10 protein-coding genes are annotated in these 26,100 nt (G+C 64.9%); 5 read left to right on the top strand and 5 right to left on the bottom strand.

All coding sequences use genetic code 11. The annotated features are described in order from the left end of the window. Nucleotides 1-245: 245 nt before the first annotated feature. Nucleotides 246-1,121 carry a carboxylate/amino acid/amine transporter gene (locus ACPZMI_RS22620; protein WP_186666870.1) on the top strand — a complete coding sequence of 292 codons (876 nt, stop codon included), beginning with the start codon at nt 246-248 and terminating at the stop codon, nt 1,119-1,121. A 7-nt stretch (nt 1,122-1,128) separates the two neighbouring features. Then, entirely contained in the window at nt 1,129-2,064 is a 936-nt protein-coding gene (locus tag ACPZMI_RS22615; RefSeq protein ID WP_426353119.1) for an AEC family transporter, read from the top strand. Between the two features lie 223 nt (nt 2,065-2,287). Here ACPZMI_RS22615 and ACPZMI_RS22610 read toward each other — a convergent pair whose 3' ends face one another. The 4 genes from ACPZMI_RS22610 to ACPZMI_RS22595 form a co-directional block, all read right to left on the bottom strand. Beyond that, nucleotides 2,288-3,082 carry a substrate-binding domain-containing protein gene (locus ACPZMI_RS22610; protein WP_125930467.1) on the bottom strand — a complete coding sequence of 265 codons (795 nt, stop codon included), beginning with the start codon at nt 3,080-3,082 and terminating at the stop codon, nt 2,288-2,290. Between the two features lie 208 nt (nt 3,083-3,290). Next, a complete protein-coding gene (locus ACPZMI_RS22605; RefSeq protein WP_186666867.1) occupies nt 3,291-4,538 on the bottom strand; it encodes an arsenic transporter in 1,248 nt (415 codons plus the stop codon). A 7-nt stretch (nt 4,539-4,545) separates the two neighbouring features. Continuing rightward, on the bottom strand, nt 4,546-5,790 hold the full coding sequence (locus tag ACPZMI_RS22600; protein WP_426353118.1) for an MFS transporter: 1,245 nt from the start codon (nt 5,788-5,790) through the stop codon (nt 4,546-4,548). A gap of 422 nt (nt 5,791-6,212) precedes the next feature. Further along, the gene (locus ACPZMI_RS22595; protein WP_186666866.1) at nt 6,213-7,487 is read right to left on the bottom strand and encodes a mechanosensitive ion channel family protein; all 1,275 of its coding nucleotides are present in this window, start codon (nt 7,485-7,487) and stop codon (nt 6,213-6,215) included. A gap of 140 nt (nt 7,488-7,627) precedes the next feature. Between ACPZMI_RS22595 and ACPZMI_RS22590 the strand changes: the two genes are divergently transcribed. After that, entirely contained in the window at nt 7,628-8,950 is a 1,323-nt protein-coding gene (locus ACPZMI_RS22590) for a DEAD/DEAH box helicase (protein WP_426353117.1), read from the top strand. Between the two features lie 179 nt (nt 8,951-9,129). On the opposite strand, the gene ACPZMI_RS22585 is transcribed toward ACPZMI_RS22590, so the two are convergent. Next, a complete protein-coding gene (locus tag ACPZMI_RS22585; protein ID WP_426353116.1) occupies nt 9,130-9,402 on the bottom strand; it encodes a hypothetical protein in 273 nt (90 codons plus the stop codon). A 154-nt stretch (nt 9,403-9,556) separates the two neighbouring features. On the opposite strand from ACPZMI_RS22585, the gene ACPZMI_RS22580 reads away from it, so the two are divergent. Beyond that, on the top strand, nt 9,557-11,257 hold the full coding sequence (locus ACPZMI_RS22580; protein WP_426353115.1) for a ShlB/FhaC/HecB family hemolysin secretion/activation protein: 1,701 nt from the start codon (nt 9,557-9,559) through the stop codon (nt 11,255-11,257). A 27-nt stretch (nt 11,258-11,284) separates the two neighbouring features. Then, on the top strand, nt 11,285-26,100 hold a 14,816-nt coding region (locus ACPZMI_RS22575; protein WP_426353114.1), incomplete at its 3' end, for a two-partner secretion domain-containing protein.

The following is a 26,100-nucleotide window of genomic DNA, read 5'->3' as shown; positions in this document are numbered from 1 at the left end:
TTGTACGTCCTCCCTTGCCCTAAAAGGTTTCCCTGCGGGGGGTGCCATTTCTTTTCCCTTTGTTCCCCAACACCCCCGCTCCCACAAAGGCGGTGGCACTCGTGGGTGTGAGTTGTGGGAGCGGGCTTGTCCCGCGATCACCGGCACAGCCGGTGCCATCCACCGCCGCATCTTCATCCTCCTCCCGGTTGCCCAGACCACCCCCTACCCGCTAAGGTCGCCGCCTTGATCCACGAGAGGCAACCATGGGCTACCTGATTATCGTCGCGCTGATCCAGGCGTTTTCCTTCAGCCTGATCGGCGAATACCTGGCCGGCCATGTCGACAGCTATTTCGCCGTGCTGGCGCGGGTGCTGCTGGCAGGGCTGGTGTTCCTGCCGCTGACCCGCTGGCGCCAGGTCGAGCCGCGCTTCATGCGCTCGATGCTGCTGATCGGCGCGCTGCAGTACGGCATCACCTATGTCTGCCTGTACCTGAGCTTTCGCGTGCTCACCGTGCCTGAAGTGCTGCTGTTCACCATCCTCACCCCGCTGCACGTCACCCTCATCGAAGATGCACTGAACCGCCGCTTCAACCCTTGGGCGCTGCTTGCGGCGCTGGTCGCGGTGGCCGGCGCAGCGGTGATCCGCTTCGACAGCATCAGCGGCGAGTTCTTCATGGGCTTCCTGCTCCTGCAACTGGCCAACTTCACCTACGCCGCCGGGCAGGTCCTGTACCGCCACCTGATTGCCCGCCACCCCAGCGACCTGCCGCACTACAAGCGCTTTGGCTACTTCTACCTGGGCGCGCTGATCGTCGTGTTGCCGGCCTTCCTGCTGTTCGGCAACGCCCAGCACCTGCCGAGCACCGACGTGCAATGGCTGGTGCTGCTGTTCCTCGGCCTGTGCCCGACCGCACTGGGGTTGTATTGGTGGAACAAGGGCGCCTGCCTGGTTTCCGGCGGCACCCTGGCGGTGATGAACAACCTGCATGTGCCGGTGGGCCTGCTGCTCAACCTGCTGATCTGGAACCAGCACGAACCGCTGGGGCGGTTGTTCATCGGGGGTGCGGTGATCCTCGCCTCGGTGTGGCTGAGCCGGCTGGGCGACCGTCGCAGCCCGGCGCTGGTCGGCAAGGCCTGAGGAGTCCATGCATACCATCCTGGTCATCGTCGCGCCGATCTTTGCGCTGATCCTGGCCGGCTACCTGTGCCGCAAGACCGGCAAGCTCGGCGAGCAGGCCGCTGCCGAAATCAATCGCATGGTGGTCTGGCTGTGTCTGCCGGCGCTGCTGTTCAAGGTGACCGCCACCGCGACCTGGAGCGAAATCTGGCACCCCGGCTTCATTGTCGCCTTCGGTGCTGGCGCGCTGGCAATGTTCTTCATCACCCTCGCTTGGCGCCTGTTCAGCGGCCACAGCCTGGTGGCTTCGAGCATCGATGGCCTGAGTGCGGGCTATGCCAACACCGGCTACATCGGCATCCCGCTGTGCCTGTTGCTGTTTGGCCAGCCAGGGCTGCAACCGGCGCTGATCTCGTCGCTGATCGTGGTCTGCCTGGTGTTCGCGATTTCCCTGACCCTGATCGAGATTGGCCTGCAGGAAGAACGCCAGATCGGCCGCGCTGTAATGCTGGTGGGCAATGCGCTGGCGAAGAACCCGCTGGTGATTTCGCCACTGGCCGGCGCCGCCTGGGCCATGTCCGGCCTGGGCCTGGCGGAGCCTGTGATGCATTTTCTCGACATGCTCGCCCTGGCCACCACGCCTTGCGCGCTGGTGTCGCTGGGCGCATTCCTGGCGCAGAAACGCAGCGGCGCGCAGGCCAGCCCCTGGCCGCTGGTGGGGCTCAAGCTGGTCGGGCAACCGGCGCTGACCTGGGTGCTGGCCTTCAAGGTGTTCAGCCTGCCGACCATGTGGGCGACCTCGGCGGTGCTGCTGGCGGCGCTGCCGACCGGGACCGGGCCATTTATGTTGGCTGAGTACTACAACCGTGAGGCGGGGCTCATTTCGCGCACCATCCTGCTGTCGACGGTGGCTTCGCTGCTGACCCTGACCGGGCTCATGTACCTGCTGGGTGTGGCGGGCTGACTGCTACGGGATGATCGCGGGACAAGCCCGCGCCTGTAGGACCGGCCGAGGATACGCGCAATTCAGCGAGTCTATGCGGCCAACTGAAATAGGGTTGGCCGAGAGCGGCGGCTTGCTGACCGTGACTGAATGCTCTCGACCCAAAGCCGACACGCGCGCAGCGAAGGCTGAGGCGAGACCGTCGTGTCTTGCGTAGCCGCGCGGTCAATGTCGGCGCGTGTCGTCAGCTTGCTGGATGGGGTAGCGGCGTCAAGCCACTATCTTTGATCGCTGCGTCGGCTTCTGGTGAGGCCAGGTAATCGAGCAGCGCCTGGGCTGCGGCGTGATGCTGGCTCTTGTTGACGACAGCGCCCGAATACAGGGTCATTTTCTGCGCTTCTGCCGGGATCAGACCAACGATGTCGATACCTTTTACTGGCTTAAGCTCACTTAGCTGTTGAAAGCCGATCTGTGCTTGGCCACGAGCGATCACTGCGCCTACGGGCTCGGCAGGTATCATGTGAGCCTTCGACTCGAACTGTTCACCAAGCTGCATGCGAGGGAACAGCGTCTTGGAAAGATATACCCCGCTTGCGCTGTCGGAGTAAGCGACAGAGCTGCTATCTTGCAGCACTTTGCGTAAGGTCTGCATGGTGCTTATGTCTGGCTTCGGTTCACCTTTGCGAACGGCCATGGCAATGAAAGATTTTCCGAGATCGATTCGACTCGTTTTGTCGGCTTGTCCACTGGCGACCAAGTTGTCGAGGGCCGAACCAACCATCAGCACAACATCCGCCTGCTCACCACGAGCGAGTCTGTTTGGGATGGCCTGTGGGGTATCCCCCATCGATGGTGCGGCTAGAATTTCCAGCTTCACGCCATATTTCTTCTCATACGCTGGCGCTACTTCGCGGATGGCGCCCATGATCCCGCCGGAACTCAGAACGGTCAGTGTTTCCTTACCGCCGTGTACAACGTCAGCAGCCGAGCAGGCGAATGAAGTGGTTAAGAGGGTGGCACAAAACAGCATTCGGAACATCGGAGCTTTCTCCACAGGTATACGCGCAAAATCCTACCTGGGCGAAACTCAAAGTTGTGATTAATCAGCGATTAAGAATGTTTTACTTTCTCCCCACCAATGGCATCTACAGGTAGAAAGTTGAGCTTCGTGGATGCGCTGTATTCCCCCCAAAATATCGTCTGGGGCCGCTCGCCGCCATCAAGCTGCCCCTGCACGGGTCCCGGCGCTATAGCGCCAGCAGTGCTGCTGCAAGTGCAGGCGGCATCACCAGCACCCCTAGGCGCAAAAAGTTCCAGGCGCTGACATGCGCCCCTTCGCGACGGATCGCCACCAACCACAAAAGGGTGGCCAGTGATCCGGTAATCGACAGGTTCGGCCCCAGGTCGACGCCGATCAGCAGCGCAGCCGTCACCTGCTGCGGCAGGGCCACCAGCGACCCCATGGACCCGGCTATCAGTCCAGTCGGCAAGTTGTTCATCAGGTTGCTGGCGATGGCCACGCCCACGCCCCCCACCCAACTGGCCCTGATCGTCGAGTCTGCGGCCAGAGCAGCCAGCCCCTGGGCAAGCTGCACTATCAGGCCGGTCTGGGCGACAGCTTCGACCAGTATGAACAAGCCCGCCACCAACGGCAGCACACCCCACGCCACATGGCGTAGCACCGGCATCGGGCTACGCCGCTGGCGTAAGTGGATCAGTGCTGTGGTTGCCACGCCGGCACAGAAGGTCGGCAGGCCTAGTGCCCGGTCCAGCGCTGAGGCCCCCAGCAGCAGAATCGCCGTGAGCACGATGCCCACTGCGCATAGACGGGCACCCAGAGACAGCGGCTGGTTATCCACATTCAGGGTCAGCGGTTGGCGGATCTGCCGGCGTTGGGTCAGGCGCAGCACCAGATAGGTCACAGCGATTGCCGCAAGCGATGGCAAGCTGAACTGCCTCAGCCACTCCAGTAGCGGGGGCATCTGGCTGCCGAAGACTACCAGGTTGGCCGGGTTGGAAATCGGCAGCACGAAACTGGCGGCGTTGGCGATGAAGGCGCAGATCAACAGGTAGGGCAAAGGCTCGGCCTTGGCAGCCTTGCACGCCGCATACACCGCGGGAGTCAACACCACCGCCGTTGCATCATTGGACAGGAACACGGTGACTAGCGTGCCCACCAGAAATACCAGGTCGAACAGCCTTTGCCCCGAACCTCGGGCGTGGCGGACCGCGTAGCGGGCCAGCCAGTCGAACAGCCCCTCCTGGCGTGCAAGCTCGGCCAGTACCATCATGCCGATCAGGAAGAGGTACACGTCGCCGCCTTCGGCCACTGCCGCCAGAGCGCTGCGCGGTGTGATCAGGCCCAGGCCTGTCAGTAGCAGCGCACCGCCCATGGCCCAGACGTATTCCGGGATCCGCCATGGGCGCAGGATGACACCGCAGGTTGCCAGAGCGGCTACCGTCCAGATGATCGAGGCATTTTCGCTGTAAGGCATGAGGCGTCTAGTTTCCGGCAGGGGTAGGCAGGGGCGATGGTGCGACGCGCGGGTGAGTCTCCGGCAGCGCCATCAGCACTATTGCGAAGGCGACCGCGGCAATGCCGGCCAAGGTCAGGAATGCCGCATCGTAGCCGGCTGCTTGAACAACCAGCCCGGCAATCCCAGGGCTGAGCGCAGCGCCCAGTCCGAACACCGCCGTCAGCGCGCCAAGGCTGAAATTGAAGCGCCCGGTGCCTTCGGTCAAGTCCTTGATCACGATCGGGAACAATGCTCCGAAGATGCCTGCGCCGATTCCATCGAGCAATTGCACGCCAACCAGCCAGAAGGGATTGTCGGACGCAACGTACAGGGCTCCGCGTAGCGGTAGGATGAAAAAGCCGGCCAGAAGGAACGGCCTGCGCCCCCAGGTCTCGGCCTTTGCCCCCACGAGCAGCGCCATCGGCACCATCACCAACTGCGCTGCGACGATGCAGGCGGATGTGAGTGGCGTGGCCAAGCGCAGGTCGACTTGCGATAGCTTCTGGCTCACCAGCGGCAGCATCGCCGCGTTGGCCAAGTGGAATAAAGCGCAGCACACAGCGAATACCAAGAGCGTGCGGTTGTGCAGGAGGACCCTGAACCTGGCAAGGTTTTCAGCACAACCCGGACCATGGACAAGGCCGCGAGCCACCTGGTGGTCGATGGCGGCTGCTGGCACACGCCACATCGCCACAATGCTGGCTACGGTCATGACCGCCATGAGATAGAACACCACCACCGGGCCGAACAGATACGCCAAGCCACCGGCCAGCAATGCTGAGCAGGCATTGCCCGCATGGTTGAACGTCTCGTTGCGACCCACCCTTCGCGTAAAGGCCTTGGGGCCTGTGATGCCCAGCGAGATGGCGGCAATCGCCGGAGCGAAAAGCGAGCCTGCTATGGCACCGATCGTCTGGGTCAAGGCCACCCCGGCGAACGACGAAATCCACGGCAGCAGCAGGCAGCTGCCGGTCACCAGCACGGCGGCGGTCACGACCACCGCGTGTTTGGCTGTCGTGCGGTCAATCAAGGCTCCCGCTGGAGTTTGCGCCACCAGTGCAGCAATGCCTGCCAGGCTCATCACCAGGCCAATGCTCGCCGGCTGCCACTGGTGCACGGCAAGTAGGTAGATGGCGAGGTAGGGGCCGAGTCCGTCACGCACGTCAGCCAGGAAGAAGTTCAGCCAGTCAAGGGCACGGTCGTGCGAAGCGGCGCAGCTTGAGTTTTCCATGGACGCAGTCTCTAAAAACAAGGGGGAGCGCGATGGGCAGTTACTGGACGCGCGCAGGTCTGATAAAGCTGCCGTCTGATGCCCATCAGTCCAAAGCACTTTCTGCACTGTAGGCCAGCGCGCCCCTATCTGTACGGAGCTCTGTCGTTGACATAGGACTTGCTCAAATGGTTCGGCACACGATCGCTCGGCACGCAGATCATTGCGGTTTAGGGGGGCAACCGATAAGTACGACTACGCGTTGCGCAAGCGAAGTACTGGCAGGGAGGCGCGAGTTGCTATGCGGCTTTTAGGTGGAAACCCAAGAGTTTGAGCTTCCATTGGTTATCGGATACGGCTTTTCATTGCAGAGGGCCGCTTTGCGGCCCTTTCGCGGGGCAATTCGGGGCGCCGAACCGCCGCATCCACAGGGGGAGCGCTTTTTAGGCCTCGCTCATCCGCTCGACCCGCGCCGCCAGCCCTGAGCGCATATCGCTACCACTAGGCTGCTGATACAAACTCAACCCAAACTCCGGCAACACCGCCAGCAGGTAATCGAAGATATCCCCCTGGATCCTCTCGTACTCGCCCCACACCGTGGTGCGGGTAAAGCAGTAGATCTCCAGCGGCACACCTTCGGCGCCGGTCTCCATCTGGCGAACCATGCAGGTCATGTCCGGATGCACCTCGGGGTGGTTCTGCAGGTAGGCGAGGGCGAAGGCGCGGAAGGTGCCGATGTTGGTCAGCTTGCGGCGGTTGGCCGAGAGTTCGGCGACCAGGCCCTGGGCCTCGTTCCAGTCGTGCAGCTCCTTGCGCTTGGTCGCCAGGTAGTCGCCGAGCAGGCGCACGCCGCCCAGGCGTTGTTCCTCTTCCTGGGTGAGAAAACGCACGCCTGTGGCGTCGATGAACAGGCTGCGCTTGATGCGCCGCCCGCCGGACTGCTGCATGCCGCGGTAGTTGCGGAACGACTCGCTCATCAGGCGCCAGGTGGGGACGGAGACGATGGTCTTGTCGAAGTTCTGCACCTTGACCGTGTGCAGGGTGATGTCGATCACATCGCCATCGGCGCCGACCTGGGGCATCTCGATCCAGTCGCCAACGTGCAGCATGTCGTTGCTGGTCAACTGCACGCTGGCAACGAACGACAGCAACGTATCCTTGTACACCAACAGCAGCACCGCCGACATTGCACCCAGGCCCGACAGCAGCAACAGCGGCGAGCGGTCGATCAGGGTGGCGACGATGACGATGGCACTGAACACCCACAGCGCCATCTTCGCCAGTTGCACATAGCCCTTGATCGAGCGGGTGCGTGCGTGTTCGGTGCGGGCGTAGATGTCCAGCAGGGCGTCGAGCAGGCACGACACCGCCAGGGTCATGAACAGCAGGGTGAAGGCCAGCGCAAGGTTGCCCAGGAAATGCTGCGCGGTATCGGACAACTCCGGCACCAGGCGCAGGCCGAACTGCACCACCAGTGACGGCGTGGTCTGCGCCAGGCGCTGCAGTACCTTGTTGTCGCGCAGGTCATCGAGCCACCGGAGCGTGGGCTGACGGGCCAGCAGACGGCTGACGTGCACCACCAGCAGGCGTGCCAGGCGGCCTACCAGCAGCGATACCAGCAACAGCACGCCAAGGCCGAGGGCCGCGTGCAGCAGTGGATGTTGGTCGAGAACGCCCCAGAGGTCGAGGGTGTCGTGCCAGAGTCGTTGGATGTCCATGGGATAAGGCCGATATTCACAGTAAACGAAGCGCAGTCGATGCGCGGAAGTCGCCGATGGTGCCAAAAGAAACTCGGCTCTGGCCACGGAAAACGTTACCCTATGCAACCGAATTGTCCGCATCTGTCTGAGGTACACCCGTGTTTTCCCAATTCGCCCTGCACGAACGCCTGCTCAAAGCCGTGGCCGAGCTTAAATTTGTCGAGCCGACCCCGGTGCAGGCGGCGGCCATTCCCCTGGCCCTGCAAGGGCGTGACCTGCGGGTCACGGCGCAGACCGGCAGCGGCAAGACCGCAGCCTTCGTGCTGCCGCTGCTCAACCGCCTGGTCGACCTGAGCGGGCCGCGGGTCGAGATCCGTGCGCTGATCCTGCTGCCGACCCGCGAGCTGGCCCAGCAGACCCTCAAGCAGGTGCAGCTGTTCTCGCAGTTCACCTACATCAAGTCTGGCCTGGTCACTGGCGGCGAAGACTTCAAGGAGCAGGCCGCGATGCTGCGCAAGGTGCCGGACGTGCTGATCGGCACCCCGGGCCGTCTGCTCGAGCACCTCAACGCGGGCAACCTCGACCTCTCGCACGTGCAGGTGATGATCCTCGACGAAGCCGACCGCATGCTCGACATGGGCTTTGCCGAAGACATGGAGCGCCTGTGCAAGGAGTGCGAGAACCGCGAGCAGACCCTGCTGTTCTCCGCCACCACTGGCGGTGCAGCGCTGCGCGACATCATCGGCAAGGTATTGAAAGACCCTGAGCACCTGATGCTCAACAGTGTCTCGCAACTGGCCGAAGGCACCCGTCAGCAGATCATCACCGCCGACCACGACCAGCATAAAGAAGCGATCGTGCAGTGGCTGCTGGCCAACGAGACCTTCGACAAGGCGATCATCTTCACCAACACCCGCGCCCTGGCCGACCGCATCTACGGTCACCTGGTGGCCAAGGACGTGAAGGCCTTCGTCCTGCATGGCGAGAAGGACCAGAAGGACCGCAAGCTGGCCATCGAGCGCTTCAAGCAGGGCAGCTCCAAGGTACTGGTGGCCACCGACGTGGCGGCCCGTGGCCTGGACATCGACGGCCTGGACCTGGTGATCAACTTCGACATGCCGCGCAGTGGTGACGAGTACGTGCACCGCGTGGGCCGTACCGGCCGTGCCGGTGGCGAAGGCCTGGCGATCTCGCTGATCACCCATAACGACTGGAACCTGATGTCGAGCATCGAGCGCTACCTCAAGCAGCAGTTCGAGCGCCGGGTCATCAAGGAGGTCAAGGGCACCTACAGCGGGCCGAAGAAGGTCAAGGCGTCGGGCAAGGCGGTTGGCGCGAAGAAGAAAAAGGTCGACAAGAAGACCGGCGACAAAAAGGCCGCCGCCAAGCGCAAGCCGACCGCCAAGCCTCGCCCGAACGCGCCGCTGAGCAGCTCGGACGGCTTGGCACCGCTGAAGAAGCGTACGCCTAAGGCAGAATAACCCCCCATCCCTGTGGGAGCGGCCTCGTGCCGCGATCGGGCGCGAAGCGGCCGCAACCCAGTCACCGCGGTGTTCCAGAGACATCCCGGCGGCCTGGTTTGCGGCCGCGTCGCGTCCGATCGCGGCACAAGCCGGGGCGCCGAACTGCCACTCCCACAAAGAGCGTCAGGCTTCTTGATTCAGCCCGCCTTTTGCTCCGCCTCTTTCAACTCCTTCACCCGCTTGTCGATCAGCTGGCATTTGTCCGGCAAGTCCTTGCTCGCAGCCCCCAGATCCATGCCCTGGAGCTCATCGTTGATCTCCTTGGCCTTCTGCGGGTTCTGCTCGGTCAGTTGAGTCACCAGCTTGGCCAGCTCCTCGCGCTTTTGCGTGGCTTCTTCCGGTGTGCAGGCCCAGGCGGGCAGGGCGCAGGACAGGGTGGCGAGCAGGGTGATGCGGCATATAACGTTCATGGCGCTTGCTCCTTGTGCAGTCTATCGGTGGAGTCTGGCCGGCCAGCAAAGGTTCAGCATGTAGCTGTTTGCCCTTGATGTGATGGCAAATTGACGCCAAAAGGCCATCTCTGTATTCTCCGTCCCCACTTTTTCACCGCCCAGGGACTGGAACATGGCGATAGGGTTTCGCACACGCCTTTGCAGCGCGATTCTCATGCTGACTGCCAGCATGCCTGCCCTGGCGGCCTCGCCGCTGGAGCAGGATCTTATACGCGACCGCCAGGATCGCCTGCTGCAAGAGCAGCAGCGGCGCATCGAAGAGCTGCGCAACCTGCCCGGCAGCACGGCGCCGCCGAGTGCCGTACCGGCGACTGAAGACACCCGCTGCTTCACCATTCGCTCCATCACCCTCAAGGGTGCCGACAGCCTCACCGAGACCGAGCGCGAGCGCCTGCTCAAGCCGTTCATTGGTCAGTGCCTGGGTGTCAGCCAGCTCAACGAGCTCCTCAAGGTCATCACCAACCATTATCTGGATCGTGGCCGAGTGACCAGCCGCGCCTACTTGCCGCAGCAGGACCTGTCCACCGGGCATCTGCAGGTGTTGGTGGTAGAGGGGCGCCTGGAGAGTTTGCGCGCAGCTCCCGACAGCAGGCTGAGCGAGCGGGAGCTGGCCATGGCTTTTCCCGGCGCGCCCGGTGAGCCTCTGAACCTGCGTGAGATCGAGCAGATGGTCGACCAGCTCAACCGTCTGCCTTCGAACAAGGCGCAGATGGAACTGGTCCCTGGCGAGGCGGTGGGTGGCAGCCAGGTGCTGGTACGCAATCAGGCGCAGAAGCCCTGGCGGGCTTCCTTGTCGCGCAACAACGAAGGCCAACGCAGCACCGGCGAGCAGCAGGTCAACCTAGGCTTCGAGTGGGATAGCCCGCTGGGCCTGGCCGACCAGTTGGTGCTACGCGGTGCCCACGATGTGGTCAGCGATCACACCAAGGGGGCGAAGAACGGGGTGCTGGCCTACAGCCTGCCCTGGGGCTGGTGGAACTTCTTGTACAGCTACAGCGCGTCCGACTACCGCTCCGTAGGCCAGGCCAACGGCTTCGACTTCAAACAGACCGGCGATAGCCAGAATCATCAATTGCGCGTCGATCGTGTACTGCATCGCGACGCCACAAGCAAGACCTCGGTCAACCTGGGCGTTGCCCATCTGCGCACCCGCAACTACATCGAAGACAGCCTGCTGCGAGCCAGCAGCAATCGTCTGAGCGAAGCGCAGTTCGGCATCAACCACGGTCGGCGCCTGGGCACGGCCTTCGTCAACCTTGACCTGGGCACGCAGGAGGGCATTGGTGCCTTCGATGCCCAGGGCAACGGTAATCCGCGACCTGGCGAGCCGGTGGCGCGCTATCGCAAGTACACCGCGACGGTCAGTTACGTGCAGGGCTTTGAGGTATTCGGCGAGCAGTTGAGCGTTACCAGCCTGGCTACTGCCCAGCGCAGCGAGGACGTGTTGTTCAGCCCGCAGCGCATAAGCCTGGGTGGGTTGTCGTCTGTGCGTGGTTTCAAGGACCAGTCGCTGTCCGGCGACAGCGGCGCCTACTGGCGCAGCGACCTGCGCTGGACGCGCCCGGTGACCTGGTCCGTCGCACAGCCGGTGATTGCCGAATACGGGATGGGCCTGGGCTACGACCTGGGTGTGATCCGCAACGACCGCTACAACGGCGACCGCCATGGCCGTGCCAGCAGCCATTCGCTGGAGCTGTTCGCCCGGGGTCGTCACCTGGCGGCCAGTGTGACTTTTGCCCGCAGCCTCGAACGCCCGGATGCCCTGCCCGACAAGGAGCATCCGGTATACCTGCGGCTCGATTTCTTCATCTGATTCGTGCTTTGAGCCCCGAGAGAACACATGGACGTTCGCCTTTTCACCTTCCTGGCTCGCCAGCCTTCGGCGCGCCTGCAACCCCGCCTGCAATTCTGCGGTGTGTCCAAGCGCGCGCAGGCCTTCCTTTTGGCCAACGTCATGTTCTGGCAGCCACTGTGGGCGCAGGCTGCCGAAGGGGTGATGGTCAGCGGCGGCAATACCAGTGTCGGTCAGGCGGGCAACGGCGTGCCGATCGTCAATATTGCCGCGCCCAACGGCAGTGGCCTCTCGCATAACCAGTTCAGCGATTACAACGTCGGCCAGCAGGGGCTGATCCTCAACAACGCCACCAGCCGTACGCAGCAGACGCAACTGGGCGGCATCATCGTCGGCAACCCCAACCTGCAGGGCACGGCGGCGAGCATCATCCTTAACGAAGTCAACGGCGCCAACTCCAGCCAGCTACGCGGCTATACGGAGGTGGCGGGGCAGTCGGCCCATGTCATCGTCGCCAACCCGCATGGCATCACCTGTAATGGCTGCGGCTTTATCAACACGCCCCAGGTGACCTTGACTACGGGTACGCCGGTGATCGACAACGGTCAATTGACCCGCTACCAGGTGGAGCAGGGCAGCGTGGCGATCGAAGGTGCCGGGCTCAATGCCAGCAACGTCGACCGCTTCGAGATCATCACCCGCAGTGCGCAGATCAATGCCGGGCTGCAGGCCAGGCGCCTGGATATCGTCGCCGGACGCAACGATGTCGATGCCCGGACGCTCGCGGCGACGGCTCGAGCCGAAGAGGGTAGCGCCAAGCCGACGCTGGCTATCGACAGCTCTGCCCTGGGCGGCATGTATGCCGGGGCCATCAAGCTGGTGGGCACCGAAGCCGGCGTAGGGGTCAAGCTCGATGGCCAGATGGCCGCCAGCGGCGGCGACATCCAGCTCGATGTCAACGGGCAACTCACCCTGAACCAGGCCAGCGCCAGCGGCGCGGTGACGGTGCGGGCGGCAGGTGTCGATCTCCAGGGGCCGGTTCATGGCGCGTCGCGCGTCGAAGTGCTCAGCAGTGCCGAAGTGGTCAATCGTCAGGCGCTGACCGCAGGCGCCAAGCTGCAGGTCCAGGCCGCCGGCACCCTGAGCAACCTGGGCGTGATCGAGAGCGGGGTCAACACCGACGGCAGCCGCAATGCCCAAGGCGATATCGACCTGGCCGCTGGTGCGCTGGTCAATACCGGCAAAAGCATCGTTGCCAGCCGTGACCTGAGCGCCGACATTCGTGGCTCGCTGGACAACCGCGGCGGCACGCTGAGCGCCGCCCAAGACCTGCGCAGCCACGTCGGTGTGCTGGACAACAGCGCCCAGGGCCGCGTTCTGGCAGGCCGCGACCAGACTGTGCAGGCTGCCAGCCTGATCAACGATCAGGGCGGGCAGGTCGTTGCCACGCGTGCCCAGCAGATCACCGCAACCCGGGTCAGCAACCGCGCCGGGCAGCTCGCCGCTGGCGAGCGCCAGGCCATTGCCGCGCAGCAGGTGGACAATGACAGCGGGCGTATCAGTGCCGGCCGCGAACTGGCCGTGACCGCCAGCAGCACACTGGATAACCGCGCCGGTACCCTGGCCGCCGACCGTGAGCTGCACCTCCAGGCGGGCAGCCTCGGCAACCGTGACGGTGGACGCATCGCCAGCACCGGCCAGCTCGATGTCCAGGCCGGCAGCCTCGACCAGCGCGGCGGCGGCCAATTGCACGCCGACCAGGCGTTGAGCCTGGACCTGCGCGGCGGGCACCTGGAGAACAGTGACGGCGGCTTGATCAGCAGCCCTGGTACGCTGCGGCTGCTGGGCTTGGGCAGCGTCGGCAACCGCGCCGGCGAGATCTCCTCGGCTCAGGGCTACCAGCTTGCCACGCGCCAGCTGGATAACCGCGGTGGCAAGTTGCTGAGCGGCGCCGACCTGCAACTGGCGATTGTCGAGCAGTTGAACAACGGTGCAGGCCTGATCGCGGCACAAGGGCTGGCGCTCACTGCCGCCGAACTGCTCAATGGCCAGGGTACCTTGCAGGCGCGTGGCACCCTGGCTGCACAGGTCAAGGGCCGGTTCGACAACCGTGGCGGGCTGACCAGCGCGGTCCTGGCCGCCGACGTTCAGGCGCTCGCGCTGGACAACCGTGGCGCACGCATGACCAGCCAGCAGAGCCTGAGCCTGAGCAGCGCCAGCCTGGACAACAGTGAAGGCGGGCGCCTGGACGCTGATCAGGCACTCACCCTCGATCTGCTGCATGGTCATTGGAACAACGCTGGCGGGCGCCTGCACAGTGCAGGTGCGTTGGTGTTGCGCAATCTGGCGAGCGTGGACAACCGTCACGGCGAGATGCATGCCAGCAGCGGTTTCACCTTCGCCGCCGACAGCCTCGACAACCAGGATGGCAGCCTGTCGTCCAATGGTGCGCTGATCCTGCGTATCGCCGCCGTACTCGATAACAGTCGCGCCTTGATCAGCGCCGAGCAGCTGGACCTGAGCGCCGGTGACGTGCTCAACCTCGATGGCCGTGTGCAGGCCCGTCAAGGGCTCACCCTGAGCGTTCAGGGCGCGCTCGACAACCAGCGCGGCAACCTCGGCGGGCAGACCCTCGATGCCCACCTCGGCCGCCTCGACAACCGCGCCGGTCGCGTGCAGACCGATGCGGGACTGACCCTGACCAGCGCCGCTGTGCTGGACAACCGCAGTGGCGCCGTGAGCGCCGGTCAGTCGGCAAGTATCGACAGCGGTGACCTCGACAACACCGGTGGGCAACTGTACGCCGCCGATCATCTGAGCCTGAATGCCGCACGCTTGGACAACGGCACTGCCGCGCGCCTGCATGCTGGTCAGAGGCTGCAGGTCAGCGCCACGCAAATGCACAACGTCGGGCAAGTGTTCAGTGGCGCCGATCTGCTGCTGAACCTGCGCGGCGGTCTGCTCGACAACCAGGGCGGCCTGATCAATGCACCTGGCCAGTTGCTGCTTCGACAACTGGCTCAGGTCGACAACCGCGGCGGCGAGATCTCCTCTGCGCGGGCCTTCGAACTGCTGGCTGACAACCTCGACAACCGGGGTGGCAAACTGCTCTCCGAGCAAGCACTCACCTTGCGCATCGCTCGCGCCCTGGACAACAGCGTCGGCGGGCGCCTGGCTGCACCGCTCATCGATCTGCACAGCACGGCACTGATCAACAACGCCGGAGTGCTCGCCGCCACTCAGCGCCTGGACCTGCAGGCTGAAAGCCTCGACAACCGCCAGGGCGAAGTGCGTGCTGCGCACCTGAATGCGCGACTTGGCCAACTGGACAACCGTCAGGGCCTGTTGCAGGTCGAGCAGGATGCCGAGTTGCAGGTGACGACGCACCTGGACAACCGGAACGGCACGTTGCAGGCCGGCGGGCCGCTGACGCTCGACGCCGGCAGCCTCGACAACAGCGCCGGGCAACTGACCAGTGATGCAGGCCTGCGCGCCCGAATCGCTGCCGGCTTGCTCAACCGTGGCGGCCTGCTCGCAGCCGGTGCTCAGTTGCAATTGAGCGCCGGCAGCCTCGACAACCAGGCCCAGGGACGATTGCTGGGCAAGGCCGGGCTGAGCCTGAGCGGCGAGTACCTGGACAACCGCGCTGGGCGTCTGCTCAGTGGCAATGCCCTGACCCTGGTGCTCGGTCAGGTGGACAACCGGGGCGGCATGGTCAGCGCCGAGGCCGGCATCGAGCTGCTTGGCCAGCGCCTGGACAACAGTGCCAGCGGCCTGTTCGAAGGCAAGGGCCCGTTGCGCCTGGAACTGGCTGAACTGAGCAACGCCCAGGCCGGTCGCGTTACCAGTGGCGCGACCCTCAGCCTCATCGGCGTCAACCTGGATAACCGCAACGGCGGTCGTGTCACAAGTCAGGGTGCACTGCTGGCCGAACTCATCGGGCTCGACCAGCGAGGCGGCGGACAGTTGCTCAGCGACACCGCCCTGACCGTCGACATGCGCGGCGCGCGGCTCGACAACCGTCAGGGCCTCATCCACACCGCCGGCCAACTGCTGTTGCGCCAGCTCGGCGAGGTCGACAACCGCGCAGGTGAGATCTCCAGCGCGCGCAGTTTCGAGCTGGTCGCCCAGCGTCTGGACAACGGTGGCGGCCAACTGATCAGTGATGACGCACTGCTCATCCGTGTGGCGCAACAGTTGCGCAATAACCAGGGCCTGGTACAGGCCGACCAGCTTCAGGTGGTGGCCGGCACGCTGGATAACCAGCACGGCACTCTCGGCGCCGGGCAACGCCTGGACCTGCAGGTGGCTGCCGAGGTAGACAATCGCGGCGGCGAGCTGTCCAGCAGCGGTCAGACCCAGGTTCGCGCTGCCAGCCTGGACAACCAGGACGGCGCCGTACTGGGCGACGACAGCACGACCCTGACCCTGAGCGACGCTCTGGACAACCGCGGCGGTACCCTGGCTGCCGGCAACGCCTTGCAGGTCGAGAGCGCGGGCCTGGACAACAGCGCCCAGGGCAGCCTGGTCAGCGACGGCAACCTGCACGTACGCAGCACCGGCCTGTTCGACAACCAAGCTGGCGAACTGCGTGCCCGTGGCCTGATCGACCTGGCCCTGGGCCGTCTGGACAACCGTGGCGGCGTCGTCTCCGGCAAGCAACTGCTCAGCCTGCAGGCGAACAGCGTCGATAATCAGGCTGGCCTGCTGCATGCCGACAGCCTGTTGCAACTGCTGGTCGACCGCTTCGATAACCGCCAGGGGGTGACGCGCAGCAAGGACCGCCTGGATTACCAAGGTTCCACGCTGGACAACCGCGAAGGCCTGCTCAGCGCCGGCGGGCCACTTGATCTGCGCCTGGCCCAGGTCGACAACAGCAGGGGTCGTATCGCCACTCGCGGTAATCTCGACGCCAGTGTTGGCACCTTGCAGCAGCAGGGTGGCGAGTTGATCGCCGAAGGTCGGCTCACCCTGCACGGCGATAATGCCGACAACCGAAGCGGTGGCCTGATCGCCGGCAACACGGGTCTCGACCTGCAGGTCGGTATGCTCGACAACCGTGGTGGCCAGCTCAGCAGCCTGGCGCAGGCTACTCTGGGCGGCACACAGCTGGACAACAGCGACGGTGGCAAGCTGATCGCCGGCACGTGTCTGGCCCTGACCGTCGAACGCCTGCTCAACCGCAATACGGCGCTGGTATTCGCCCAGCAGGTCGAATTGCGTGCTGCGCGGGTGGACAACCAGGGCGGTTCGATCGCTGCCGGGCAGGCTCTGCACCTGGTGCTCGACAACGGCGGCGTGCCACTGGCCGAGGCGCTGCTGGACAACCGCGGCGGACGCCTGGACAGCGCTGGCCGCCTGATCCTGGAAGGCGGGCAACTGCTCAACCAGGCAGGCCAGCTTTCCAGCCATGGTGAATTGTCCCTGACGGGCATCCAGGCGCTGGACAACCGCGGCGGCACCATCGAGACCGACGCGGCGCTGACACTGGCCAGCGCCAGCCTCGACAACCGTGACCACGGCCGCATCACCGCCGAGGGTGACAATCACCTGAGCAGCGGTGCTTTGAGCAACGGCCAGGGCGGCCTGATCAGCAGTGGGCAACTGCTGCAAGTGCGCGCCGGTCAGGTCGGCAACCAGGCCGGCACCTTGGCCGGACGTCAGGTCCAGGCCAGCGTCAGCGGTCTCGATCAGCACGGCGGTGAACTGTTCAGCCTCGATGGCCTGAACCTGGACCTCAACGGCGGTGTGCTGGATAACAGTGCCGGGCTTATCCGCGGCCCGGGCAGCCTGTTGCTGCACAACCTTGGTCAGGTCGACAACCGCGATGGCGAGATCTCCAGTCTGGTCGGCTTCGAGCTGGCCGCGGACGGTCTGGACAACACCGGTGGCAAGCTGCTCTCCGGCGCCAGCCTGACCTTGCGCATCGCCCGGCAAATGGACAACCTGCGCGGCCTGGTCAGTGCGCGCAGCCTGCAGTTGCAGGCTGCCGGCCTGGACAACGGCGCCGGTCTGATCAGCAGCCGCGGCGACCTCCAGGTGCAGGTCGACGGCCTGCTGGGCAACGCAGCGGGCACATTACAGGCTGACGGCAAGCTGTTACTGGTGGCCGGCAGCGTGTTCAACGGCAAAGGCCAGTTGTCTGCCAGATCGGGTCTGCAAGCGCGCCTGGGCAGCCTGGACAATCAGGCTGGCCAGATTGCCAGCGACACTACGCTGAACCTGCAGGCCGACACCCTCGATAACCGTGACAAAGGCCTGCTCGCCGCCAAGAGCCTGTTGACCGTGCACAGCGCTGCCTTCGACAACCGCGCTGGCGAAGTCTCCGGGCAGGGCGAAGTGCGCCTGAGCGGGCAGCGCTTGGATAACGGCGCTGGCTTGATCCTGGCCAAGGGCGCGCTGGTCATCGAGCAGCACACTCTGCTCAACGCCATGGGGCTGGTGTCCAGCGTGGGGCCGCTGACCCTCACCGGCACGCGGCTGGAAAACGCCGGCGGTACACTGCGCAGCGGCGCCGACCTGAGTGTCGAGCTGGACGACGGCCTGCTCAACCAGAATGGGCGTCTGGACAGCGACGGCGCGCTGAGCGTCAGCGCCGCAAGCATCGACAACGATCACGGCGTGCTGTCCGGTGCCAGCGACCTGCTGTTGCGCAGCCAGGGCACGCTGGGCAACGCCGGGGGGCAGATCCTGGGCGACGCGGGCCTGGAACTGAGAGCGGCGCACCTGGATAACCGCGACGCTGGTACGGTCAGCGCCAAGGGCCTGCTGAGTATCAGCGCCGCCAGCGTCGACAACCTTTCCGGCGCCCGCCTGAGCAGTGCCGATCGCCTGCGCATCGAGGCTACCCAGCTCGATAACAGTGGCGGACGCATCACTAGTCAGCAGGCCTTGCAGGCCAACCTCGGCAGCCTGCGCCAGCATGGCGGCACGCTTTATAGCGCCAGCGGCGTGGCAATCGATCTGGCCGGCGGTACCCTCGACAACCAGGGCGGGCTGATCAATACCCCAGGTCAACTGCTGCTTACGCGCCTTGGCCGGGTCGACAATCGTGGCGGTGAAATTTCCAGTGCCAACGCCTTCACCCTGGCGGCCGCCGAACTGGACAACGGCAACGGTCGCCTGCTCGGCAACCAAGGCCTGAACCTGATCGTCGCGCGCAGCCTGGCCAACCTCAAGGGCCAGATCGCCGCCGCCAGCCTCTCGGTCAGCGCCGCCAGCCTGGACAACGGCGCGGGCCTGCTGACCAGCCGCGGCGATCTGCAACTGGACGTTGCCGGTCAGTTGGCCAACCAGGGTGGCGGGCTGCTCAATGCCGGTCGCGCACTCGTGCTGAACAGCGCGAGCCTGGCCAACCAAGGCGGTCAGTTGCTTGCCAGCGAACGACTGACCCTCGTGACCGGCCAACTCGACAACGGCAACAAAGGCTTGATCAACAGCCAGGCAGGTCTGGATCTGACAGCCACCGACGTCAACAACGACGGGGGCGAACTTTCCGCTGGCGCGGCGCTGCAGATCAAGGCACGCCAGTTCAGCCAGCAGGGCGGACGCCTGCTCGGCGACAGCACCTTGGCCCTGCTGCTGGGCCTGGATGGCGGCGGCCTGAACAACCGCGACGGGCTGATTCGCGCCAAGGGTGCCCTGACCTTGGCCAACCTGCGCGACCTGGATAATCAGCGTGGCGAGATCGCCAGCGACCTGGGCTTCGACCTGGCAGCACGGACCCTGAACAACGACGGCGGCCGGTTGATTTCGGCCCAGCGCCTGGGTGTCGGCAGCGGCGTGTTGAGCAACCAGGGCGGTCTGGTTTCCGGCTGGCAGAGCCTGTCGGTCAGTGCCGACAGCCTGGACAACCGCAACCAGGGCACGCTCTCCAGTCGCGCCGGCGACCTGGACCTGAGCGTCACTTCCAACCTCGACAACAGCAGCGGTGGCGCCCTGGTCAGCCAGGGCGCGCTGCGCCTGAACGCGGCTGCGCTGGACAACCGTAGCGGCTACCTGGCCAGCGGCGGATCCCAGCGCCTGCACCTGCTCGGCGCCCTGGACAACCGTCAGGGCCGCATCGATGCCGGTGGCGACCTGTTCATCCAGGCCGCCAGCCTCGACAACCGCAGCGCCAACGTCATCAGCCAGGGCTTGCTCAGCCTGGACCTGGCCAGTCTGCTGAACAACGCCCAGGGCCAGTTGCTCGCGACCAGCGCCTTGCAGGTGCTGGGCAACGCGACGCTGCTCAACCAGGGTGGTCAACTGGCCAGCCAGGGCACCCTGCAGTTGGCAGGCAGCCGTCTGGACAACTCTGCCCAGGGCACCCTGGCCGCCAACGGCGCGGTAGCCGTGACGCTCGCCGACACCCTGGCCAACGACCAGGACGGCCTGATCTCCAGCCGTGACGCCAGCGTCAGCCTGCAAGCCGCCAGCCTGACCAACCAAGGCGGTGCGGTACAGGCCGGCCAGGCGCTCGATGTGCGCCTGCAGCAAGTGCTGGACAACCAGCGCGGCAAACTGATCGCCCAGCAGGGCCCGCTGGCGCTGTCGGCCAGCAGCACGGACAACCGCGGCGGTGTGCTGGCCAGCCTTCACGGGCTGCTGCAGGCGCAGGTCGCCGGCCTGTTGCGCAACGACCAAGGCGGCACGCTGCAGGCCAGCCAGCTCAACCTCGTTGCCCTCGGCGGCCTGAACAACCAGGGCGGTCGTCTGGCGGCGCAGGCAGGGCCTCTGGTTATCCGTACTCAACAGTTGGACAACCGTGATGGCGGCCTCTACGGCCAGGGCCAGGTCACCCTCGAGGCGACTGCGCTGGACAACAGCGCCGGTGGCAAGCTCGCCGGTCAAGCGCTGGACTTGACCCTTGGCGGTGCTTTGTACAACCGCGCAGGAATCATCGAAAGTGACAGCCGCCTGGGCCTGGTCGCTGCCACCCTCGACAACCAGGGCGGCCAATTGCGCAGCCTTGGCGGCGCCCAGAGCCGCCTGCAGGTTACCGGGCTGCTCGACAACCGCACTGGCGCCCTTGAAATCGGCAGCCAGGACTTCAACCTGCAGGCCGGCACCTTCCTCAACCAGCAGGGCCGCCTGCTGCACGGTGGCAGTGGCGACCTGCAGATCGGCATGGCCAACCTCAGCAATGCCGGCGGTGACATTGCCACCCTTGGCGGCCTGACCCTGGAGGCGGCCAGCTGGACCAACAGCAGTGTGCTGCAGGCCGCGCGGCTGACGCTCAACGTCGGCGAGCTGACCCAGACAGCCTCCGGGCAGTTGCTGGCGACCCAGCGGCTGTCGGGAAGTGGCGGCAATTGGCTCAACGACGGCCGGATCATCAGTGATGGAAGCCTCGACCTGCACCTTGGCGGACGCTATGCCGGCAATGGTCGCACCGCCAGCCTTGGCCAACTGGGCATCGATGCCGGGCAGCTAGAGCTTGGCGTCACCGGCAGTATCGCCGGGGGCGACAACACGCGTATCGCAGTAGCCGGTCAAGTGTCGAACCAGGGCCGCCTGACCTCGGCACGCAACTTCGAAATGCTGGCTGGGAGCATGACCAACGTCGGAACCCTGGCCGCCTCGCAGGACTTGACGGTCGTCAGCCAGGACCTGCGCAACGTCCAGGCTGCCGATGGCAGCCGTGGTTTCATGTTCAGTGGCCAGAACATGAGGCTTCAGGTGGGCGCTTTCAGCAACGAATACGCCGATGTCTACAGCCTCGGCAATCTGCTGGTCGGCGGTGTGACGGGCGGAACGCGGGCAAACAGCGTGCTCAACAGTTCTGCCAGTATCGAAGCGGCGGGTGATATCGACCTGCAGGCCGCCAGCGTGATCAACAAGCGTGAAAAATTCCGTTCGGACACGCAGGTGACCAGCGGTTCGATCAGCATCTACTGCGTCCAGCATTGCGGTCGCCCTGGCGGCAAGTGGGTGCGCGGGCCGGCGTTCATTTCGCAGACGGTTTCCACCGTTGTGCATGAAGATTCGCCCATGGCAATGCTGATGGCTGGCCGTAACCTGACGATTGCCAGCACTGCACTGAACAACGAATTCAGCCTGATCTCCGCCGTCAACGACCTGGCCATTGACAGTGCCAATATCTCCAATGTGGCCGGCGGTTCGGCTTCGGGGACTGACCGCCATCAGATCGGCAAGGACGTGAAGATCGCCGGTCGTTACTTCTACGAAATGATCGATGCGGTGGCCGCCTACGATCAGGCCCATCCGCAATCTGGGCCGTTCGATCCGGTGGCGTTCAAGGCTTTGGTCGACAAGTTCGACCCGGGTGTGTTCATCGGGATCGATGACAAGATCAAGGTCGAGGGTGGCGCCCCGGTGGCCCCTGCGATCATCCAGGCCGGTGGCAAGGCAAGGCTGACCGCCAGCAACGACATCAGCAACATCGTGGTGCAGAACACCGCGTCATCCATCAGCCAGCGGTCTTCGGACACTACGGTCTCCGGCGGGGCCCAGCCGACCATCGTCACGATTCATCAGCAACTGCCGCCTGACCTCGCCCAGCAGCAGGTCAACCCGCTGACCCTGCCCGGCTTCAGCCTGCCCACCGGTCAGAACGGCTTGTTCCGCCTCAGCGCCCAGGCTGCCAACCAGGCCAAGGCCAGCGCTACGTCCAGCGTCCCGACCCAGTGGCAACTGGGCAGCGCGAGCATCGACCTGCAACAGCGCCAGCAGCCCACGCCGCTTGTGCAGGGCCGCAGCGTCGATCTCGCCGAGCTGGCCGCCGTCGCTGGCAGCGACCGCGCCCTGCAGGCGCATCAGCGTCAGGCCGCAGGTCTGGACCCGGCCGCCACCAACGTGCGCGTGGCCGCCATCGATCAGGCCCAGGGGCCGGGTACATTGCCCAGCCGCAGCGGCGAAGTGGCCGCCAGCCAAGGCACGTCGAGCCAGGTAGGAGGGGCCGCCGACGGGTTGCACTGGTCCACTGCACAGCCTGGGCCGAGCACGCCAATCACGCTTGCACAGCCCTCCACCGAGACCATCCTTGCGCGCGACACCAGCCTCCCGGCAATGACGTCGGTGGCCGCGCCGACGCTCCAGCAGGCCCTCCCGACCGTCGCCAGCACCGTCTCCACCGCCATGACACTGCCCGCGGCGCAGAGCATCCCGCGGGTGCAGGGCGTTCCGGCCAATACTGGCACCCCGCAGCCGCACAAGTACCTGATCGAGACCAATCCGGTACTCACCGACCTCAAGCAGTTCATGAGTTCGGACTATCTGCTTGGCAACCTCGGCTACGACCCTGACCAGAGCTGGAAGCGCCTGGGCGACGGTTTCTACGAGCAGCGTCTGATCCAGCAGGCGGTGGTCGCCCGCACCGGTCAGCAATTCATCGATGGCCAGGCCGACGGCGAGGCCCTGTACCGCCACCTGATGGACAACGCTCTGACGAGCAAGAACCAGCTCGACCTCCAGGTCGGCGTCAGCCTCAGCGCCGAGCAGGTCGCCGCCCTGACTCACGACATCGTCTGGCTTGAACAGCACGAGGTGATGGGCGAGCAGGTGCTGGTGCCGGTGCTGTACCTGGCCCACGCCAACAACCGTCTGGCGCCCAACGGCGCCCTGATCGCCGGCAACGACCTGACCCTGGTCGCCGGCCAGAACCTGGACAACAGCGGCACCTTGCGGGCCAGCAACAACCTCTCCGCCAGCGCCGGCCACGACCTCGACAACAGCGGCCTGATCGAGGCCGGTAGCCGTCTGGACCTGCTGGCTGGCAATCGCATCGTCAATGGTGCCGGCGGCCTGATCAGCGGCCGCGACGTCAGCCTCACCAGCCTCAGCGGCGATGTGGTCAACGAGCGCAGCGTCAGCAGCCATGCCAGCGGTGCCGGTGCGTACAGCAAGCGTGCTGACTTCGTCGACAGTGCCGCGCGTATCGAGGCAGCCAATGACCTTTCGATTCATGCTGGTCGCGACCTGATCAATAGTGGCGGTGTATTGAGTGCTGGAGCCGACCTGGATATCCGCACCGGGCGCGATCTGCTGATCACCTCGGCGCAGCAGGTCGACAGCACGCAGATAGGCTCCAACTACCGCACGCAGACCACGCAGCAATACGGCTCGCAGGTGACCGCAGGCGGCGACCTGGCCTTGAGTGCCGGTCGCGATTTCACCGCCATCGCCAGCACCCTGGAGGCCGGGCGCAATGTTGCGGTCGATGCACTGGAGAACCTGACCCTGGCCTCTGCGGCCAACGAGTCGAACTTCTACAGCAAGACCAAGAAAGTCACCCGCCAGGAAGACCACGTCAGCCAAGTCGGTACTTCGGTCAAGGCCGGAGGTGATGTTGCGCTGACCGCTGGCAAGGACCTGGCGCTGATTTCCAGCCGTGTGAGTGCCGGGGACGAGGCGTACCTGTATGCCAGGGAGCAACTGTCGTTGCTCGCCGAGGCGGACAGCGACTACTCCCTGTACGACAAGAAGAGCAAAGGCAGCTTCGGCAGCAAGAAGACCAAGCGCGACGAAGTCACCGATGTGCGGCATGTTGGCAGCGAAGTCTCGGCGGCAGGCGCTGTCACGCTGGCGAGCGGCGGCGACCAGCGCTATCAGGCGGCGAAGCTTGAGAGTGGTGAAGACCTTACCCTGGCCAGTGGTGGGACGATCACGTTCGAGGGTGTGAAGGACCTTCATCAGGAGAGTCACGAGAAGAGCAAATCGAGCCTGGCGTGGAACAGCGCCAAGGGTAAGGGTAGTACCGATGAGACGTTGCGCCAGAGCCAGTTGCTGGCCCAGGGCGAGGTGCTTATCAAGGCTGCCGATGGGCTGCAGATCGACATCAAGCAGGTCGACCGGCAGAGCGTGAGCCAGATCATCGATGCGATGGTCGTGGCTGATCCGCAATTGGCCTGGCTCAAGGAGGCCGAGGCACGCGGCGACGTCGACTGGCGTCAGGTCAAGGAGGTGCACGACTCCTTCAAATACAGCCATTCCGGCATGGGCGTGGCAGCGCAGATGGTGATCGCCATCATCGTCAGCTACCTGACGGCGGGTGTGGCCAGTGGCCTGGTCGCCAGCGGCGCGACTACCGCAGGTGCTTCGGCAGCAGCAACCACTGCCGCTACTGCGACCACTGCAGGTGGTGCCTGGGCAGCAGGTACCGGCGCTGCCCTGAGCGGGATTGGTTGGGCCAATGCGGCGGTGACGGCCGGGCTGACCGGCTTGACCAGCAATGCGGCGATCAGCGCCATCAACAACCGCGGCAACCTGGGGTTGGTGGTCAAGGATACCTTCAGCAGCGATAGCCTGAAGGGCGCGGTGATCTCCGGCCTGGTGACCGGCGCCACCGCTGGCTACATCGATCCCAAGCTTGGCGGCGACGAAGCCGCCTTCAGCCGCACTTACGGCTTTGACCTGAGCAAGCTCGAAGGCATAGGTGGCTTCGGTCTGCGGGCCGGTGCGATCGGTGTGACCTCGGGTGCGATCAAGACCGTGGTGAACGGTGGGAGCCTGAGCGACAACCTGCTTAACGCGTTGGTGTCACAGGCGTCCAACGTCGTCGCCGCTTCCGCCTTCAATGCCATCGGCAACCTCGCAACGAAGAACCTGGCCGACGCAGAAAGCCGCAGCGATGCCGCCGCTATCGCGTTGTGGCAGGAAGGTGGCGCAGGCCGTGTAGCCTTGCACGCGTTGGCAGGGGGCGCCGTGTCTGTGGCCACCGGCGGCGACTTCGCCAGCGGCGCGACGGCTGCCGGGGCCAACGCCGCCATGGCGGGGGCGCTGGAGGAGCTCTACAAGAAGCAGCCTGCGCTGCGCGATACCTTCTCGCAACTCACCGGCCTCGCTGCGGCGGGGCTGGTCAACGGCGACGTCGAGAAAGGTGCCTGGATCGCCCAGATGGCCGACCGCTACAACCGGCAGGCGCATCCCAAAGAAGTGGTCCAGATCAAGAAGCAGGCACCTGCACTCGCCCAGGAGCTAGGCATCAGCCCCGCCGAGGCGGAGCGGCGCATGGCCGAAGCCTTGGCCTACTACACCGACAACGAGTGGCGGCAGGTGATTACCGCCAATGGCAGGACCATCGAGGCCAGTACCCTGGCGCACCTCGGCCAGGCGCTGGCGCCAATGGCGGACAGCCTCGACGTGAGCCGTGCCAATGGTGACGTGCCTGTGGCGGGGGAGGCGGGCAAGCAGTACACCGCGCAGCAGACCGTGGCGTTGCTCAAGGAATATGCGAGCACGCATAGCGCCGAGTTCAACGATTCCACCAAGAATCGCGAGTTCCTGCGCCCTGGTGTGGACACCGAGTACGCCGCGTACTACGCCAATAATCTGAACTTCGGGAAGTACGATCCCACGGCAGAAACGCTGGGTTCGGTGGAGGGTGCAGGTTCGGCGCTGGGCAATATGCTTAAAGGCTTGTATGGCCTGGGCAAGGGGTTGCTGACCGATACCCAGAACACCGCATCGCAGGTGCCTCATCAGGTGATCAACGCCTTGAGTCACCCTGAAGCGGTGGTGCAGGAGTGGCAGGACATGCGCGCCGAGGCGACCCTGTATCGGCTGCAGGGCAATCCTACGGCAGCGGCGCGGGTGGAAGCGGAGTGGCAGACCAAGTTCGTGATGAACCTGGTACCGGTCGGCAAGGCCGGGAAGCTGGGGCAGGTGAGCAAGACGGTGGCCGAGCGCGAGGCCATTGCCGAAGCGGTGGGTGGTGCGACGGGCAGACAGGTGCCGGGGTTGCCGTCGTATTACCGTGATGGTTCAGGGGTTGGTGCGAACGTGGTGGCGCCGGAGGGGTATACGGCGGTAGTGAACCTGCGCACGGGCAATTTTGAGTTTGTCGCGCCGGATGGGAAGCTGTATTTCTATAGCGAGTCGGCGTTGGTGCCCAAGGAAGGTGGGAACCTTGCGGGGTTGGCGGC

This window comes from Pseudomonas wayambapalatensis (assembly GCF_049942315.1).
Taxonomy (GTDB): domain Bacteria; phylum Pseudomonadota; class Gammaproteobacteria; order Pseudomonadales; family Pseudomonadaceae; genus Aquipseudomonas; species Aquipseudomonas wayambapalatensis.
Note: the sequence above shows the minus strand (reverse complement) of the source record. Positions and strands in the feature narration are given on the sequence as shown.

Bases quoted from the DNA above. Each gene is read 5' to 3' on its own strand.
- ACPZMI_RS22610 (WP_125930467.1), bottom strand. From the start codon at position 3,082: ATGTTCCGAATGCTGTTTTGTGCCACCCTCTTAACCACTTCATTCGCC.
- ACPZMI_RS22605 (WP_186666867.1), bottom strand. From the start codon at position 4,538: ATGCCTTACAGCGAAAATGCCTCGATCATCTGGACGGTAGCCGCTCTG.
- ACPZMI_RS22580 (WP_426353115.1), top strand. From the start codon at position 9,557: ATGGCGATAGGGTTTCGCACACGCCTTTGCAGCGCGATTCTCATGCTG.
- ACPZMI_RS22595 (WP_186666866.1), bottom strand. From the start codon at position 7,487: ATGGACATCCAACGACTCTGGCACGACACCCTCGACCTCTGGGGCGTT.
- ACPZMI_RS22615 (WP_426353119.1), top strand. From the start codon at position 1,129: ATGCATACCATCCTGGTCATCGTCGCGCCGATCTTTGCGCTGATCCTG.
- ACPZMI_RS22600 (WP_426353118.1), bottom strand. From the start codon at position 5,790: ATGGAAAACTCAAGCTGCGCCGCTTCGCACGACCGTGCCCTTGACTGG.
- ACPZMI_RS22620 (WP_186666870.1), top strand. From the start codon at position 246: ATGGGCTACCTGATTATCGTCGCGCTGATCCAGGCGTTTTCCTTCAGC.
- ACPZMI_RS22585 (WP_426353116.1), bottom strand. From the start codon at position 9,402: ATGAACGTTATATGCCGCATCACCCTGCTCGCCACCCTGTCCTGCGCC.